General features: G+C 56.2%; 5 protein-coding genes. 2 read left to right on the top strand and 3 right to left on the bottom strand.

All coding sequences use genetic code 11. The features are described from left to right. Positions 1–17: 17 nt before the first annotated feature. The 3 genes from RYB09_RS02015 to RYB09_RS02005 form a co-directional block, all read right to left on the bottom strand. Positions 18–764 carry a molecular chaperone gene (locus RYB09_RS02015; protein WP_057403328.1) on the bottom strand — a complete coding sequence of 249 codons (747 nt, stop codon included), beginning with the start codon at positions 762–764 and terminating at the stop codon, positions 18–20. A gap of 107 nt (positions 765–871) precedes the next feature. Next, positions 872–1,426, bottom strand: coding sequence for a fimbrial protein (locus tag RYB09_RS02010; protein WP_316887279.1), 555 nt, complete (start codon positions 1,424–1,426; stop codon positions 872–874). A 356-nt stretch (positions 1,427–1,782) separates the two neighbouring features. Beyond that, entirely contained in the window at positions 1,783–7,014 is a 5,232-nt protein-coding gene (locus RYB09_RS02005) for an RHS repeat-associated core domain-containing protein (RefSeq protein ID WP_316887277.1), read from the bottom strand. Positions 7,015–7,295: 281 nt separating this feature from the next. Here RYB09_RS02005 and RYB09_RS02000 point away from each other — a divergent pair, with 281 nt between their 5' ends. Both RYB09_RS02000 and RYB09_RS01995 read left to right on the top strand, forming a co-directional pair. Beyond that, positions 7,296–11,582 (top strand): hypothetical protein, encoded by a 4,287-nt coding sequence (locus RYB09_RS02000; RefSeq protein ID WP_316887275.1) that lies wholly within the window; start codon positions 7,296–7,298, stop codon positions 11,580–11,582. A 49-nt stretch (positions 11,583–11,631) separates the two neighbouring features. After that, complete coding sequence (locus RYB09_RS01995) at positions 11,632–16,824, top strand: imidazole glycerol phosphate synthase (protein WP_316887273.1); 5,193 nt, start codon at positions 11,632–11,634, stop codon at positions 16,822–16,824. The last annotated feature ends 37 nt before the right edge of the window (positions 16,825–16,861 follow it).

The raw sequence follows: 16,861 nt of genomic DNA, 5'->3' as shown, positions 1-16,861 counted from the left end.
AGCGGGTCTGCGCTGTTTCAGTCAGTCAGCGTGGCCGTAGCTGTCAGCGGCTGGCTGTAGCCGCCGTAATCGTTGATCGCGGCAAACACCACCTGAAGGCCCGGTATCGCTTTCGTTTCGTTGAGCTTGTAATGGCGAGAGCTGAACGGGCCAAGCATGGCGACTTCACTGACCTTTTCAGTCCTGCCATCACCGGAGACGTCGAGGCGAATGAACGACACATGAAAGGGCGTCGGATTCATGGCGGTCAGCTCTGCCTTGCCGGCAATCTGCCGGACCGACCATTGCAGGTCCTTGAGGCGGGCAGTGGGGTTGTCAGTCAGCAGAACCGGGCGATAAAACAGTTTGATACGGGTACGCAGGGCAATATTCAGCACATTGCCTTGCGAAGAGTTGGCCTGAGGTATTTCCTGCACGTTGAAGTAGAACAATGATTCACGATCGGAGGGCAGGTCTTGGGGCAGGCCATTGATCTGTACGTGTTGTTCCTTGCCCGGATTAAGGCGAAAAAGTGGCGGCGAAGGTGCGAATGGAACGACGGTGACAGTGTCGTCTGCCTCCGTATTTACCCAGGTCTGTACCGCGAACGGCCGATCACTTGGATTGGATATGACCACCGACGTACTGCGCTTGTCGCCATCGAATACTATGCGCGTTGCGTTGACGGTCAGTGCTGCCTGGCTGGCAGGTATATAAGCTGCGCACATGAATAATATCGTGCACCCCGCGAGGGCAGGTCTTTTAAAAGACTGTTGGCACATCATGAAAAGTTACCTTGTACGTTCAGATCCGAAACGGACCTGAACGTATTGAAGATGCTTCACGTGAAAAGACTATCGATCCTTACACAGTGAGCGAGTGGGTCGATGTATCAGTTAATCGCGACAACAAACTGGACATCCGCCGAGGCAGCACCGGCTTGAACGGTAGCTGCTGTCGAACGGTAGTAGGCGTTGAACACCATGTCGGTGACACCGCCGTCGAGCAGTGTGTAAGGCGCCGACGTGTCGCCTGGTTTGATCGAGACCCCGGTCTGGTCCTTGATGACAATCGCAACGCCCTTTGCCCCGTCGGCAGTAGAGGTGACGCCGAAGTAGTCGCCGCTGCTGTCCGCGTCACCGATGAAGGTGACTCTGGCCGCATTCAAGCTGCCACCCGACAGGCCGCAGTTGCCGTTGTCATTGACGCGCAGGGCAAAGCTCTTGCCAGACAGTTCGTCACCGATGCCGGTGAAGCGGCTGGCCTCGATAGAGCCCATGTTAACCAGGTTGCCGGTAGAGCCATCGCCCGGATTGACCACTTCGATAGGGCAGGTGGTGGAGGTTATCTTGCCTTCGAAACGGATGGTGCCGGAGTTGGCGGATGCGGCAGTGCCGGTCAGTGTGGTCGCCAGAGCAAGGCCTAGTACGGATAGCATTTTATTCACGATAAAAACCTTATAAGTATTAAAGTCACAAGAATGGAAATGTAACTATTTATGGTGTCTTGATAGACAGTTTGTGTTGTGCGTCATGACGGGACGGGAGTTTACAGTAGGTGCGTTAGTTGCGAAGTCTCTGGCGGGCTTTGGTTAGTGGCGGGAGGTGTAGGATATTTCCTAAATTAGTGTCATACATTTAAAATCTTGAGTTTTTACGTTGTTCCGGATTTTTCATGGGGCTGTGCTTGTCTGTTCGGGCAGAGAATCCGAAGGGCAAATGTAACGGTATGGAAATAGAGGCGTTGACTGAAATGCCGCCGACAGCGATGGGCTTTTTATCGGCGGCGGGAAGTTCGGTTCTCTCACCTGCGAATCATGTATGAAACCAGGTATACGTTCTGTCCTAATTCGCCAAGCCGTTTTGTAAAAGCCGTCCTTTGTGCCAGCCGTGAAGGGCCGCTGGATGATGCTTCATTAGTTACCGATTGCTGGTTGCGCCTGGCGTAAGGGCCTGTCATTGGCCGCGGGTTGGGTCGCGGTGGCACAGGCTTTGACTTTCCGGCCTCTATTGGAATCAACTTATCCTCTGCTAAGTTACCTGCGCCTGAATTCGCTGGATTCGTTGGAGCAGCCCCATCCTCAGACGTGGACTTCGACCTGTTCAAAAACCTGAATAGTCTGCCCGTCGATACCGGCTTAGTTGCATTGTCCCCAACGTGGACCGCAGCATGGACCGCTCTTTTAAGCGTATGTCTCAATATCCCCCCACTGATCTCTACAGCGGCCCCGATATAGGCGAGGTATTGCCCTGCTTGCATGGCTTTGGTGTTTCCCGTCGCCGCACCATAAGTACCGACAGCCGTTGATGCAGCACTGATAAGGGTCCCTGTCGCCAACACTGCGGCCGTAATGTTGGCGCCCGCCCATGAGGTCATCGATAAGCCTAGAAATGCTACAGGGCCCGTGACGGGGGTGGCTATTCCAAACGTGGTAGCTGTCGCGTAGTAACTGAGTAGCGTGAACACTACGCCAGCCGCGAGCGAGACCCAGGTCCATAGGCCCAGGTCCCCCCGCATCTCTGCCGGTATCGCATTCTCATCGGGCCGTCGCAGCCTGCCGCTCTGGGAGCTGGCGTCATGCCCGGTGGGGTCGCGCCAGGCAATGGGGTTGCCCAGGCAATAGGTATAGGGGTTGACCCCGCCTGCACCAAAGGGGCTCAAGGAATCGGGGCTGTGAAAACGCATCATGCCGGGGTTGTAGGCTCTGTAGCCGTTGCCCAGCAGGTACCAGCCCGTGTCTTTTTCGCATACCTCGCCGTTGAACCCAGCGACGCTGAGCAGCGCGTCATCGCTGTGGCGTTCTCCGTAGGCGCTGTAGACAGCTGTTCGCAACGTGTCCTGCTGGAACTCACCAATAACGCTCTGGTTCGCATCCGTCAGCAACAGCAGGGTTTCGGCAGGTTCTCCGATGGTCTGCTGGCCTATGGGTTGCTCGTCAATGTGCAGAAACTGAGTACGTCGGTCCTCCTGCACCGTGCTGCTCAACTGCTGGCCCTGATAAAAACGCAGTATTTCGCTGTCACTGCCATTGCGGGTGGTGGCCAGATGATCATTGCTGTCGTAAGCGTATGTGTTGATCGGCTCACCTGTCGCTTTGTGCACCCGTACAAGGCGGCTTTCACTGTCGTAGTACAACAGGTTGCCATGCTCGTCAGCGGACTGATTGCCGTTGGCGTCATAGCTGAACGTCGGGTCCGGTGTGTCCCGTGGAGGCAGGTAGGTGATGCCGAGTAACTGGCATCGGTCCCTGGAGTCGGGGTCACCCTCTTTGCCATAGCGGAAAATGGCCTTCTCAGTGCTGAAGCCGGCCTCATTGCTGACGTCGTCAAATCTGGTAGCGGTCAGGGTCATGTTGTCCAGCTCGTCGAAGATGAACGTCTGGTTGATGATCGCTTTGCCGGATGCGTGCACTGGCCGGTTACTGCCTGAATAGGTGACGCCGCTCAGACGACCTCGAGCGTCATACTTGAACTCTTCCAGCAGCAGCGGGTTGCCCGCTTCCTGCAAATGACGGCTTTGCATGAGCCCGTCGGGTTGCCATTGCTGTGTCAGCGTACGTACAGGGTGATTGCCGGCATTCTGCGTTCTGAGAACTTCCTGTCCCTGGTCGTCATATTCAATACGGTTTACCAGGCTGGTTCCGGCTACTGTGTCATGGGTCGTCATCTCGCAGGGCTGACCCAGTGTGTCATAACGGGTGGTCACCTCCACGTTGCCCTGAACGGCACTTTCGAGTCGGCCGAAGGTGTCATACCGGTAAATCGTTTCAACGCCTTTGACACTGTTTTTGACGCCGCCTTTGCTCCGGCCTTTGACTACACCTTTAACCGGGTTTTTGACGGCTTTTTGTTCGACATCGGTGCGATACATCGCACGGCCCTGCAAGGATGTCCGATGCAGGGTTTGCCAGGTCCGGCCTTGCAGATCTTCCCAGGTCTCTTTGGTTAGCTGGTTATGCGCGTCATAAGCGTAAGTGCGCTTGCTCTGCTTATTGGTGGCAGAGATCAGGCGGGCACTGACGTTGTCATACTCGAAACGGGAAGCGTCATCCGGTGCAGTACTGGAGACACTGGAGACGATCTGATCGGTGAGTGCCAGGTTGTAGGTGTAGCTAATGTCATCACCCTTGGCCGTTTTGCGGGTTTTGATCTGCCGGTGACCGTCCTCATACTCGTAATGCTCGATACGTTGCCCTGCCTGGGCCAGTGTCAGACGCCCGAGCCCGTCGAACTTCTGTTGGCCTGTCAGGGTTTTGGTAATACCGTCCGGATGAATCACGTTCAGGCTGGTCGGCAGCTCGGTGGTGCTGAACGGTTCATATTCACGATGTGCCTCGCTGCTATCGGGCAAGCGTGTGCTGACCATGCGCGACCAGGCGTCATAACTGAACTGCGTTTTGTGGTCTGACGCGTCGGTCTGTTCCGTGCAGCGTCCCATTCCGTCGTAGAGAAAGGTTTGTGAGCCCAGATCTTTTCCTGCTGCGTTCTGGCTCTTGATCCTGGCTGGCTTGCCGAACATATTCAGCCAGGTCTCGCTACGACCACTGATCAGGGGTTCTGCGTCACCGCTTTGCACCCACGTCTTCTGAACAGGACCGTTATGTTCTTTACTGCCGATGGGGTCGTGGTACTGGTGTGTCTGCATGCCGTGATCCGAGGCAATGACAGATTGCTGGTTCCAGTCGTCGTAGGTGTAGGTGTTTCGCATAGCGAACAGTTGCTGGTTGTCGAACCAGTCGTAATCCGTTTCGTATTGCACATTGTTCCAGGCGTTGTATTGCGCTGTATGGATCATGCACATTGCTTGCGGATCATTGCTGTCGATGTGGTCCCGTTCCTCGAGTATTGCCCGGCCCAGGCCGTCCATGACAGAGCGGGTCTTGACCTTGCGGGCGTCGGTCAGCACTTGTTCTGCCCTCTGTCCCCTGGCGGAACACAGGGTGTACTCGTACTCGCGACTGGCTTCATAGCCAGCACTTGAATTCGGTGCGATCGTTTCTTTGGTCAGCCGGTTGAGCGCGTCATAGACATAGCGGATCTCTACGCCTTCTTCCAGGGTCAGCAGCACCTGGCCGGTCAACAACGACTGCTGTTGCTGCTTGCTTATGCGAGCGTTGTCAAAGCCGATAGTGGTGATCTCTATCAGCTGTACCGGGACCTGCAAGTGTTTGCCCTTGCCCTTGCCCTTGCCCTTGTTGTTGCCTTTGCCCTTGATCTTGATCTTGATCTTGATCCGGTCTTTGCCCTTGCCTTTGATCTTGATCCTGATCTTGCCCTTACCCTTGTTCTTGCGGCTGCTGCTATTGCTGCTGCTATTGCTGCTGTTGCTGTGACTGATGCTGGAGTGGCTGTACTCGTAGACGGTAACGGTGTCCTTTCCATTCAGGGACTCGATATTTCTCCCGGTTCGACCATGCTGGAAAGGCGCGTCCGGCTGGTTGATATGCTCCAGCAGGATCTTTTGCAACTCCACAGAGGTTCCATCGCTTTCAAGCTGCAGCAGTGTTTCGGTTTCCGGCACGATCCAGTCGGGTAACTCGCTGCCGGTCAGTGCAGGCAGCGTGCTGTAGCGATAACGTGTGGACAGGGTAGGCGCCCCGGACTGCGACGATGGCGCGGGTTTGACCACTTTTTCTTTCAGTCGGGAGACAAACCCTTCCGCATCGGCCGGGCAACCGTCGCCACCGCCGGCCGGGTACCAGCTGCTGACTTCTTTGATCCCGTCGGCGCGTGTATGCACCAGCGGATTGCCGTAAAGGTCATAGGTATAGGTGACGGTTTCTGTGCGCGTCCGCTCAGGCTCGTCCAGCCGTTGCCAACGGGTGGTGACTTCGCTGGGTAGCTGACAATTGTTGGGCTGCATGCAGTAACGCTCGCCCGGCCGAATGTTATAGGCGGTCGTGACCGTTTGCTGGTTGTTGTTTTGGGTGGTGACTTCAAGGGTCTGCAAGTGAAAGCGGTTGAAGGTTCGCTCTATGCTGCGCACAGCCTTGTTGTCGACCCACAGGCTTTCGGTACAGACATAGTTGTAGTCCTGCAGGTATTTATAGAGGTTGTCCAGGCCGTTGTCTTCCCAGGCGATGGTCAGCCCTGCACCGAGAAAATTTCGTGAGCGTTGCTGGCCGTCCTTGTAGGTATATCGCACATCGACCTTTGCCTGACCGAGGCCGGGATCGATGACGTGCCTGGTCACTCTGGGTAGGGGCTGGCGACCGGCGCTGTATGGAAACGCATGGCCTTCATCCTGGTAGTAAACATCTTCGCTGCTTCCAGACGGTGTCTCTACATGCTTCACGCACAATTGCTGGTCGTTCTCCAGGCCATATTCAAAGCGCCATGACGCATTATTCTCGGTGGGCAGGGTGATGCGCGATACGCGTTTGTCGCTGCTGGCGAGGGTCATCAAAAAGCGCGCCAGTGGAGCACCGCCAATGCCCGCATACGGATGCAGTTTCAGCTCGACGGATGTGCTGCTGCGTGCAATTTCCAACAGCGTCTGACCCAGGTCGTCAGTGATCGAAGCAAGCCTGTAGGTGCTGCTGTTGAACGGCTTGTGCTTGAGCGTGATGCTGTGCCCGGACGGCGCGATGATTTTCACCGCCCAGGCCATTCTTTTATTGCCGCTGATGTGCAGCTCGAGGATTTCCACCAGACCTGATTTGTGCACCACCCGGTAGGACGTATCGTCCATCTTGTAGAAGTGGAAGGTGTCAATTTTCTTCTCGGTCATCGTCCGTAGGCCGTTGCTGCCGGTGCCGTCGACCAGGAAGGTCTCGCCTGTGCTGAGGGACAGGATCTGAGTGGCAGGGTTGTATTGCGAAACCTGTAGGTTCCAGCCCATGCCATAGCCGCTGTCCAGCGTATTGAGCTGACTGTAGGACAGGTCGAGTCGGAACCCTGGTCCGCGCAGGTCATTGCTTTGCAGTTCGGGCATGCTGATCGATATGTTGTATAGCCCGGTGCGCGGGTCAACGCCGCTTTTCAGACAACTCATGAAATTGAGCGCGTTGGAGTGCACGGAAGTAGAAGCAGCCATGGAGCGGACCTCGCTGATTGATGCGGGACAAGCGCAGCGGTGTCTGACAATTGTGCAGTCCTTGCGCTCTGGTCATTGACGCCCCCCAAGCCTGAACTCCCTGAGGCGTCCGTGTGGCTGGAGGTCTTGCCTAACCCTAACAGTCCGAACCCGGGCAACAACCTAGCAGTAGTACTAGTGGGCAACTGGTGGGCACCGGCGTAAAAAAGTCCTATCCGCATTTGCAGGGGCAACCCTTGCGATACACCCATTCAGGCGGAAACGAGAAAGGAGTCTCACTCATGGCGCTGGATTTTCCCGCCCCCAAGGTGCCCGACCTGCAGCAGCCCGGGAATTACCTCGACCTGGATCAGTTGGGCAGCGACGACCTGCTCACCTGGATCTACTATCCAGGTATCGATGAAGGTGATTGGTTCATGCTCAACTGGCGAGGTTGCAGCGCCCTGGGCGCAGTGGAGGACTATGTCGACGAACTTGTCCAGGTCGTGGGACTGAAGCCTGAAGGCATGCTCGTGAAGATCAATAACCCGTTGCTGACGAAGCTTGACAATGGCTGGGTGTTTTACTCGTACATAGTGTTAGGCAGCATCGAGGAATCCCGGCGACTGTTTTTCTATGTTGGCAAACGTCCACCAACGGCTGCCGGGCTGGGGGTGCCGCAATGCAAGGAGTCTCACGATCTGAAGCTTGATCCCGGCCTGTTGTGGGACCTCAATGAGGTGTCGATCGTGACGCCGCCGTATCTGGCCATGCGCGAGGGCGACAGAGTGACCCTCACACTGGATCGTTATTTCGACGACGGCAGCTCCTTTTACCCTCTGGTCGAGTCCCGGTTATTGACTGGGAACGAGGTGGGCCAGCCTTTGCGGTGGCCGATAACCGCTGGCGAATTTTTGTCAATTCCAGATGGCGTCGCGCTGATGAGCTACCGCATCGAGTATGCCGATTCCACATTGATAACGGATTCAGTCCCCCAGTCACTGGCCATCGTCGAACCGTTAGCGAAGTTATTGCCGCCATTGAGGATCAAGGATTTCAACGGTGGCTCACTGGACCCGGAAGCCTTCCCTGGCGGCATCACCCTGTTGATCGATCCTTTCGGCATGCAGATTGATGACGATGTCGTGGTTTACATCTCCAGCGGCAATCTGCTGGTGCAGACCCTGAGGGCCGACATATCCAATCTCGACAGTGGCGTACTGCAGTTCTCGCTGGCGAAGACCTGGCTTTGTGCCAATAACGGCAAGGAAATCGAGCTGGTGTATCAGTACGCGCGACCAGGCCATGCCGCCAGCTCGTTGCCGCGCAAGGTCATGCTGAGTCTACCGCTCGATCTTCCTGTGCCCGTTATCGACGACGCCAAGATCGAGAGCTCTGAAGAATGGGGAGTAGAGGGCTATATCTATGCCTCATCGCTGCAGAACGGGGTGAAAATTCGCATACCGGACGATGCTTTCATCGGTGACGATTCCACGGTACAGATGCACTGGGATGGCAATACAAGCACGGGCAGCTTTATCGCTGACCCTTCACCAGACGATCCGCGCCTGTTCATCATCCCGTCCACGGCGGTTCCGGCCAATATGGGCAAGTGGGTAGAGGTGTATTACAAGGTCGTTTCGCTGTCGCAGTCAGGCACTTCGCCGGTATGCAAACTGGAAGTCAGAGGCCTTGTCGGCGTTTGGCCGATTATCCAGATCATGCGACCACGCATTACCGATACCCTGCTTTGCCTCGACCGTGTGCCGTCAGAAGGTGCGGGTCTGGACCTCGCATCCTGGGCCTACATGGCACCCGGGCAACGGGTACGAATCAAGGTTACTGGCTTGTCCCAGTCGGGTTCGCCACAAGCGCTCGGGCTACGTACCGGCGCAGCCGAACCGCTCAGTGAGGCGGAATACCAATCCAGGCAGGTGTCGGTGATCATCCCGAAGGACTTTCTGGAGAGTCTGCAGAGAGACTATCTGACCAACACCGTGGCGGTTGAAGTCAGCTTTGATGACGGGGCGACTTACACACTGTTTCCGTCTATTAATTTCATCGTACTGGACGGTCATTCTTTACAGGCCGGCGGGGTGGCGCAGGACGCAACAGCCACTGGCATGATCCCACACATGCAAGGACGCAACCCTATGGCCAATAACACGCTGAACCACCTGACCGAGTGGATGAAAGACCCCGCTAACAATGTAATGTGGGGTTGGGACTCCATCGCTGCAATGGCCCGAGGCGAGGTGAATAACCTGTTGCTTCAGGAGTATGTCGCGCGTTTTTCGTCGGACACCTGTCTAAAGCCTGTCAGCGGAGAGGTGATACTGAGCGACGGGTTTAAAGAATGTATTCACAATTTTATTCTGGATGCGCCCAGGCTGGCCTTCTCGAACGATAACCTTGGTCAGTCTCATGCGACATTGACCTGTTCGATTCTGGGCGGAACCCAATTGACGATGAAGAATAACGTCGATAATTGGGAAGCCTACAGGGTTATCCATATCGATGCGCTGCAAGGTCCGAAGCTGACACTGGATCTCGCGCTGGAAAGGGTCCCAGGCAATATCGAGAGCGATGGCCGGGTGCGGCTCGACCTCAAGGACAGTGACAATTTCATTCTTACCTTCGCGGCTGACAGGGCTGACCGGGCACTCGGCGGAGATTTTTTCAAAGCCCTGTTCAATGATTTGCCGGACGATGAGCGCATATGGACGCTTGGCGTGATCAAGCGTGGCAGCAATGATCTGATGCACCCTCAGTCTTTCAAACTGCGCACCCAGACCAATCCTGCTGCACCTCTCGACCCGCATGCCGCCAACTATGGCGACGGGGCCGTGCTGGTGTTCATTCGCCTGGAGGGCAGTCAGGAAGACGGCGACATCCCGGTAGAGTACCAATACCTGATACCGGATGATGTCGGGAAAGATTACTCAGCAACAGTTTTGTTCAGTGCTGAGCGTACGTTCAAGGCGGCACTGTTCATCGGCGAGGTGACCAAGACCATTGCTTCGGTTATTGCAGGCGTGGATTTCGAACCTGTTCATGATGGCTCCGGCCGACTGGTCAAGGCGACGGCCAAGTCGGGCAGATTGAAGACGTCCGAGTCGAGCAGCCGGGATGTCGAGGTTCAAATCGATGGCGTGTCAGTCATGGCAAATGTTTACAAAGACGAGACCTGGCTTGAGGCGTTGGAGAGCACGCCTTTGTCTGTGGAACTCATTTGCGATGGCACGGTGGCATTGACCTGGAAGCCCAAAGCTACACCCAGCGTTTTGCTTACGTTGCCATGCCAGACGGTACTGGTCATGACCAAGGTCATCACGGTCGATGTACGGTGCATTTATACCTTCGCCGAAGAAAACAACGACCTCGTTCTGACCCCCAGCCTCACGATAAATACCACCAGCGGTGAACCGGCTGTCGGAGATTTGGATCCACCACCATTGAGCGTGTCATTAGCGTTGTTGATAGGGGCAGTAAAGACGAATTTCGAGACCCTGGACACTCATCCGTTCGAGTCCGGGATCAGGGCCGTACTAAAGGGCAAACTGGCTACACGTGTGCCGATCAGTTCGTTCATCCGGGACAGTATCAATCTCAATTTCAACGAAGCCATTGTGCCTGATGTACTGCGTGCGCCCAGAGACATAGCCGCCTTCGGGCGCATCAATAGTTCCGGGGCAGACTTTGTCGTCAGCCCGGCGGAGCATCTGATGGTAGTCGACAGTTCCACCACCTTCACCACTCAACCGCTGGGGTTGAGTGTGACGTGGGGTGTCGAACGTCTGGATGGTCATACGCAGAACTACGGTGCCATCAATGGTGCCGGCCGGTATTACGCGCCAGAAAGCTCGGCAACCGAGTTTCCGTTCACACGTGTTCGGGTGACGGCCACTGACATGAACTCCAACTATCAGAGTTCGGCGCTGGTCACGATCGTGACCAACCCGATCACCCTCAATCCGTTGATTCAGGTGTGTGACGCCGGGCAGATTGTGGAGCTCGAGGCAGGCTCGCTCGGCACAGAAGAAATGCACTGGTCGCTCAAGGATCCGGTTCCCGGCGAAAGCGGTGTCCTGGAGCCCAGCCCACTGGCTGATGGTGATCACCGTTACGTCGCGGCGAAGCAGGTGTCCGGCAAAACCTACCTATTGGATCAGATAGTCGTGACCAGTGGGCAGGCGAGTGTTTCGTCGTGGGTACTGGTAAAGCATCAAACCCCACTGTTAACCGTAAAAGTCGTAAGAACCGTGGAGGTTTCGGAAGTTCTGGAGGTTGCGAAGGTCGGCAAGCCCGTGGACGTTGTGACCATTCGTGCCGATCAGGTTCAACTGCAAGCGTTTGCCGATGGCGTTACGCCGGACGGCGTCCAATGGAGAATAGGCGCCGGGAGCGGGAGCATCAGTGACGGCTTGTACACCCCCGACATATCGTCGACTGACCGGTTTGTGCTTATTTTTGCCGAAGCCGATCATCCACTCTTCTTCGTTGAGGGGCATATCATATTGCCGCTACCGGTGGACGGGTTTGCCACGGAGCTGGAATTGATGAAGGGCAAAGAAGTACCGGCGTCCTGACCCAAGGCACATCGGTCTTATCTATATCAACATCACAGGAGGTGATGTCATGGCTGGTTATTCAGCGGAAAGTCTGTTGGCATGGATGAAAGATAACACGCGTCTCAGAGGCTGGGACGCGATCATTGCTCTGGATGGCGACAAGGTCAACGAGCTCCTCGACCATGTTTACCAACAGAGTCTGGCTCAGGGAATGTCGCGTCCGGTGCCGGACGGAAGTATCACGATTCCCGATACGTTTGATTCCCATTTTTTCTCGGGCTGTGTTCTCGGGGCACCAACCTTGTCGTTCAAGCACAGCGTTCTGGAGAATTCACTGCTGGCCTGGCGCATTCCGGTTATCGCCGGTTTGCATACCGTGGTAGAGAACGCTCAAGGGCAGCACAATGTTCACAGAATCGCAGCCTACGACCCACTGAATGCGCCGGGCCTGGATTTCGATCTGGAAATGAGCAGTCAAAGCGCGGATCTGGTGGTGGACCTTGGTCTGGCTAAAAACCTTTCACTGGATTTTCCGGGCCGTTCTACCGAACGAGAGAAGATCGGCGACTTTTTTAAGGATTGGTTCAGCAACCCGGAAAATCAGGAGCAGCAGTTCAGGCTGGGTATTTTCAACGAGCAGAGCAACGAATTGCTCAATGTACGTAGAATTGATGTGCGATCACAGCTTGAAAGCCCCAATGCTGTATCGGTCCATAAAAAAGGCGCGTTGCTGCTGTTCACGACCATGCAATACGGCGTGACGGGCGGGATTCCGGGTGGCGACTCCGACTTCCGTTACCTGATTCCCAACGATGCTCAGCAGTCGTATTCGGCGACCGCCGTGTTTTCCTCTCACGCACTGCACCGTGCTGCCTTTGGCCATGCGGCGATACGGATGCTGCAAGCGCCTGAATTCAGCTTCGACGTTCCGGACGATAAACCACTGCAGCAGATGGTCGCTCAGGCCGGCACGTTTGCAGTTCCGGCTGGAGAATATCGCAGCGCGGAATTCGTCTTTGAATCAGAACCCTTCAGCGTTCAGGCCTTCAACGCCGAGCATCCCCTGACCATTGACTTCGAGTACGGCCAGACCACGCAGACCTGGGAATTTCCCTGCACGCTGGGTTTTCGCTACAGAGCGCTGGACAGCGATGAATGGCAATCGCACAACGCTACCTTCAACATCAGCCTCAAGCATGAGTTTCATCTGCTGGAAGGTGAGTCAGATGATCAAGCAGTGGAAGGGCATCTTTATACACCTTACCTGTTCGACCATGAGGTCAGCGCCGTTCCAGGAACGCTGGACAACCTGAGTGCCAGGGAGCTGGAGCAGGTCAATGGCTTCGTGGCCTACACCGTCAAACACGCTGTGCTTCAAGGGTTGAGCAAAACTCTGGATGCTACCGGCGCCGAGCGTTTTCTGGGCGGCTGGTTATTGCCTGACGAGCAAGTTTTGCAACCCGTACTCAAGCGTCTGCCTTATGACCTGGCCGTGTTCGGTCGTATCGATCCCGGTGCGTCCACGTTCAGTATCGCCGGGCACCAGGCACTGATCGGTACAGGCGAAGAGCTGCAATTGACCACCCAGCCTGCGCGGGCGGGCATCGTCTGGTCTCTGGAAGATCCTTTGGGTGGCGATGCTGAAGGACTGGGAAAAATCGATATGCAGGGCCGGTATACGGCTCCCGCAACGCTGCCCGCAAGGCAGGGTTTTCAGCGTGTACTGATCAAGGCGATGGACCCGGTGTCGGGGCATGACAGTACCGCGGTGTTGACGGTGCTCACCAGCAGCGTCAGCGTCAGCCCGTTGATTCAGGTGTGTAATTACGGTGAACGGGTAGCGCTTTCAGCACGCAGTTCGCGCGCAACCAGCCTGAAATGGACGGTGGTCAATCCGGTAGCCGGAGAAAGCGGGACGCTTGAGGACGGCGTCGATGCACCGCATGAGAAGTTTTACGTCGCCGGTGCAGGGGGGGCAGGGAATACCTATGTCCTCGACACAATAACGGTCAGCGACGATCAGCACACCCAGTCAATTCAGGTTCTGGTTCTTCGCCACTCGCCGATGCTGTTCATCACGCTTGTCAGCGTCAATGATCAGCGTGCCGAGCTGAAAGTTGTCGTCAATGGTCATGACCTTCAAGTCACCTGGAGTCTTGGTGGGCCGGGTTCTATAGACGCGACGGGTGTGTACAGCTGTGATGCCGAAGCACCCGAACGCTACGTTGTCGTGTTTGCAGAATTTGAAGACGAAGCTTTGGGCAAAATGGCCGGGCACTTGATTCTGCCGTTGCCATTGAGTGGTTCCTCCGGAGTGTTGCAGGCACTGAACGGGACAGCGGGGGGCACGGCGGCTAATGCAATGCCCCGTTCATTGAGCGGTATTGTGCAGCGAGCGGGTGCAGGTACCTTGACCCAAGGCTGGGGAGCCGTCGCGGCGGTCAGTCGCAGCGAGCTCAACCTGCATATAGAGCAACAATACATCGAGCGCTATCAGGATCTGGCCTTCTTGCCATTGTTCACCGGCGACATCGTGGTGGATGAGCGACAAGGCGACACTGTTCGTCTGAAACAGGTCGAGCTGGGCGTGCCGGTCCTGTCGTTTCTGCCTGACTCGCCGGGCTCCAGCAGTGTCCTCGTCACGATGAACATCGTGTCTGGCCGTTACAGCGGCTTGCATCAGCCGGAGGGGAGTGTAACTACCGTGTCCGGCAGCTTCATCATCAGCGAGCCCATGGGCTTCTGGCTGGCGATGACTGTCGACCTCTTCGTGGATGAGGAGGGGCATGTGCTGCTCGATCTGGCTGGCGGGGCTGGTGTTGCCTGTAGTCTGGGGGGCGTCGATGATGCGATCAACCAGCGACTGGCGGATTTCTTTGCTGAGGAGTTCAAGGAAATTGCGCTTCATCGCCGGGTTTTCTCAGTGCTGCAGGCACAGCTCAATCGCTATCATGTTCAGACTCCAGGCAGCTTGCGGCTTGTTACCCGCGCTGCGCCGCGTTCAAGCGATGCGCGTATGGACACTACTACCGGTGATGGCGCGCTTGTGCTGTTCATGGGCGCGCAGGATGGCGACGCTGAAGGCGTGTTTGCGCCGACAGATGATTTCGTTTATCCGATACCTGATGATCGTGGGGCAGATGGTCAGCCAATCTACGGCACGGTGCTGATGCTCTCGCAAGAGACTCAGTCGATGATCGAACGTGAACGTCTGCACGTGGCGGACTGCCTGAAGTTCACCGGTGGACGCGTATTCGAACCAATTGAGCAATACCGTCCACATGACCTGCTGTTGTTTGGCAGCCTTCGTTCGACACAGGCCAGCATTACGCCCCTGTTTTCGACCCTGAAGGCAGGTCAGACTCAGCTATTTGTCCTGCACAACCCGCAAGGCGAAGAAATACCGGCCACCAGCTGGAGTGCGTTAAGCATTAAAAGCCACCTGGCTGCGGGAAGCGGCAGCATCTCTTCCAGCGGTGTTTACACGGCGCCGGTGCTTGAGGCGATTGGCCATGATGCGCTGCGCGTGGTCATCACAGCCACGTATGAAGAGTCAGGCGCTGTCGTCAAGGTCTCGGCTCTGGTGGGAGTGGTATCACGCAGCATGGAGTTGGCGCCATGTGTAACGGTAGTGCCAGGGGGTGCTGTGCTGCAACCGGTCTCGCTGGCGGCTTCGACGCTTGACGGCAGCCCGCTGAGCTGGGCGTTGCTGGGCCCCGAGCTTGGCAGGTTGAGTGAGGTCGGCAAGGGCGCGCTCTTCAGTCCGGATGCCAGGTCCGGAAAAAGAGCATTGGCGGTGCAACAGATAGAGGCGTTGGGTAATGACCGTGGTATCGCTACGGTGCTTATTGCCAACGGGCAGCAAACGCTGCGTATCGAGCCGGCTTTCGTACCCAGAGCACGGCCCGAGGTAGCGGTGCAGTTACAGGATGACAGCGCACTGCTGCCTGGGCTTGAGCGACGCTGGGAAGTGGCGGGTGGGCTAGGCACTGTTGATCAGCAGGGGCTTTTCATGCCGCCCGATGAGGCGCTTGTCGCCAGTAGCGTGGTGAGCTGTGAAGTGCTGAGCAATGGGGTGGTTATGGCGTGCGGCTATAGCGTCATCGAGTTGTCCGAAGTCATCGATGAAGAAAGTTGGCAAGAGATTACGGTGTTTATCGTCACGGTTCCTGGCTCGTCATCGCCTTACGGTAATAAAGGCAATCTGTACCGCAACGGTTATCAACAACTCAGGCTGCAGATCAAGACCCAGATAACGCCGCACAACGACATCGAGTACGAGCTGAGTCCCACTGAAAGGGCCTCTATGCGTCTGGTAGACGATGAAACCGGCCAAAATATCGAGTCAGTACTCTCCCATCTCGAAGGCATGCCCGAGGGGGATGTCCAAACGTGGCGCGTGCGCAGTCAATATAACCGTTTCGAGCTGTCCGGGGCCGGCGTCTTCGCTGCTGAATCGGGCCTGGATGCGCCACGGACAATCACGCAGAACTTCTTCCTGCACAGCCGGGCGAGATCGGGTTTCGTCGGCGTCTTCCACGCGAAATTTCAGGATGACAACGGCGATTGGTGGACCTCTTTGGTTACTGAAGAGATGAACAGCAAGGTTGAAATCACCCCGCTAAACTTGCCCAGGTTCGATGCCCGCAATTACACCTTCATTCCGCGGCGTGCACAGGGGGATGGCGGAGATCCTCCGGTTGATCCGCCGTTGAGTGAGGCTCCGGGCTTTGGGGAGGATGTGCATTTCGATTACCAGTTCGAGACCACTGATTACTGGACGCTGGCTGTCATTAACCCCGATACCCAGCAATGGGTGAGTTTCGAGACGCTGAAGTTTCTGCCCTCCAAGCCTGACGGTGACGTGATCAATACGTCGATCATTCTCTGGGAGAGCGAGCAGGACGAAGAAAAAATGTTCAGCTGGACGGGGTTTGTTTTCGACGACCCTGCGGTTATCGGTGATGTAAGCAAGGTGAACTTTGACGAAGCGCTCCAGGACGTGATGGGGGATGTTCACACGTTGGACATTGACGTCAAGATGTCCTTATTCGAGACCGGCAAACTGGTCATCAGCCTGCACCGCCTCCGGGGCCTTAAATATATCCCGGCAGGTGACCCCGCACGCGACAAATTGATGGGGGAAATAGTCGTCCTGTTGCTCGATAAGCAGGGCAATGCCCATAAACGGCGAATCGGTTTTCTGGCCACCGGCGTCGGCAGGCGCAACCGTCTCATGCATACCCTCTATTCGGCATAGAAGCCCGAATGAGGCATTGATGCCACACACCGACAGG

This window comes from Pseudomonas syringae group sp. J254-4 (assembly GCF_032586855.1).
In the GTDB taxonomy this organism is placed as follows: domain Bacteria; phylum Pseudomonadota; class Gammaproteobacteria; order Pseudomonadales; family Pseudomonadaceae; genus Aquipseudomonas; species Aquipseudomonas amygdali.
This window is presented reverse-complemented; position numbering and strand designations above follow the sequence as displayed.

Coding starts and splice junctions, on each gene's coding strand:
- RYB09_RS02015 (WP_057403328.1), bottom strand. CDS start 764: ATGATGTGCCAACAGTCTTTTAAAAGACCTGCCCTCGCGGGGTGCACG.
- RYB09_RS02005 (WP_316887277.1), bottom strand. CDS start 7,014: ATGGCTGCTTCTACTTCCGTGCACTCCAACGCGCTCAATTTCATGAGT.
- RYB09_RS02000 (WP_316887275.1), top strand. CDS start 7,296: ATGGCGCTGGATTTTCCCGCCCCCAAGGTGCCCGACCTGCAGCAGCCC.
- RYB09_RS01995 (WP_316887273.1), top strand. CDS start 11,632: ATGGCTGGTTATTCAGCGGAAAGTCTGTTGGCATGGATGAAAGATAAC.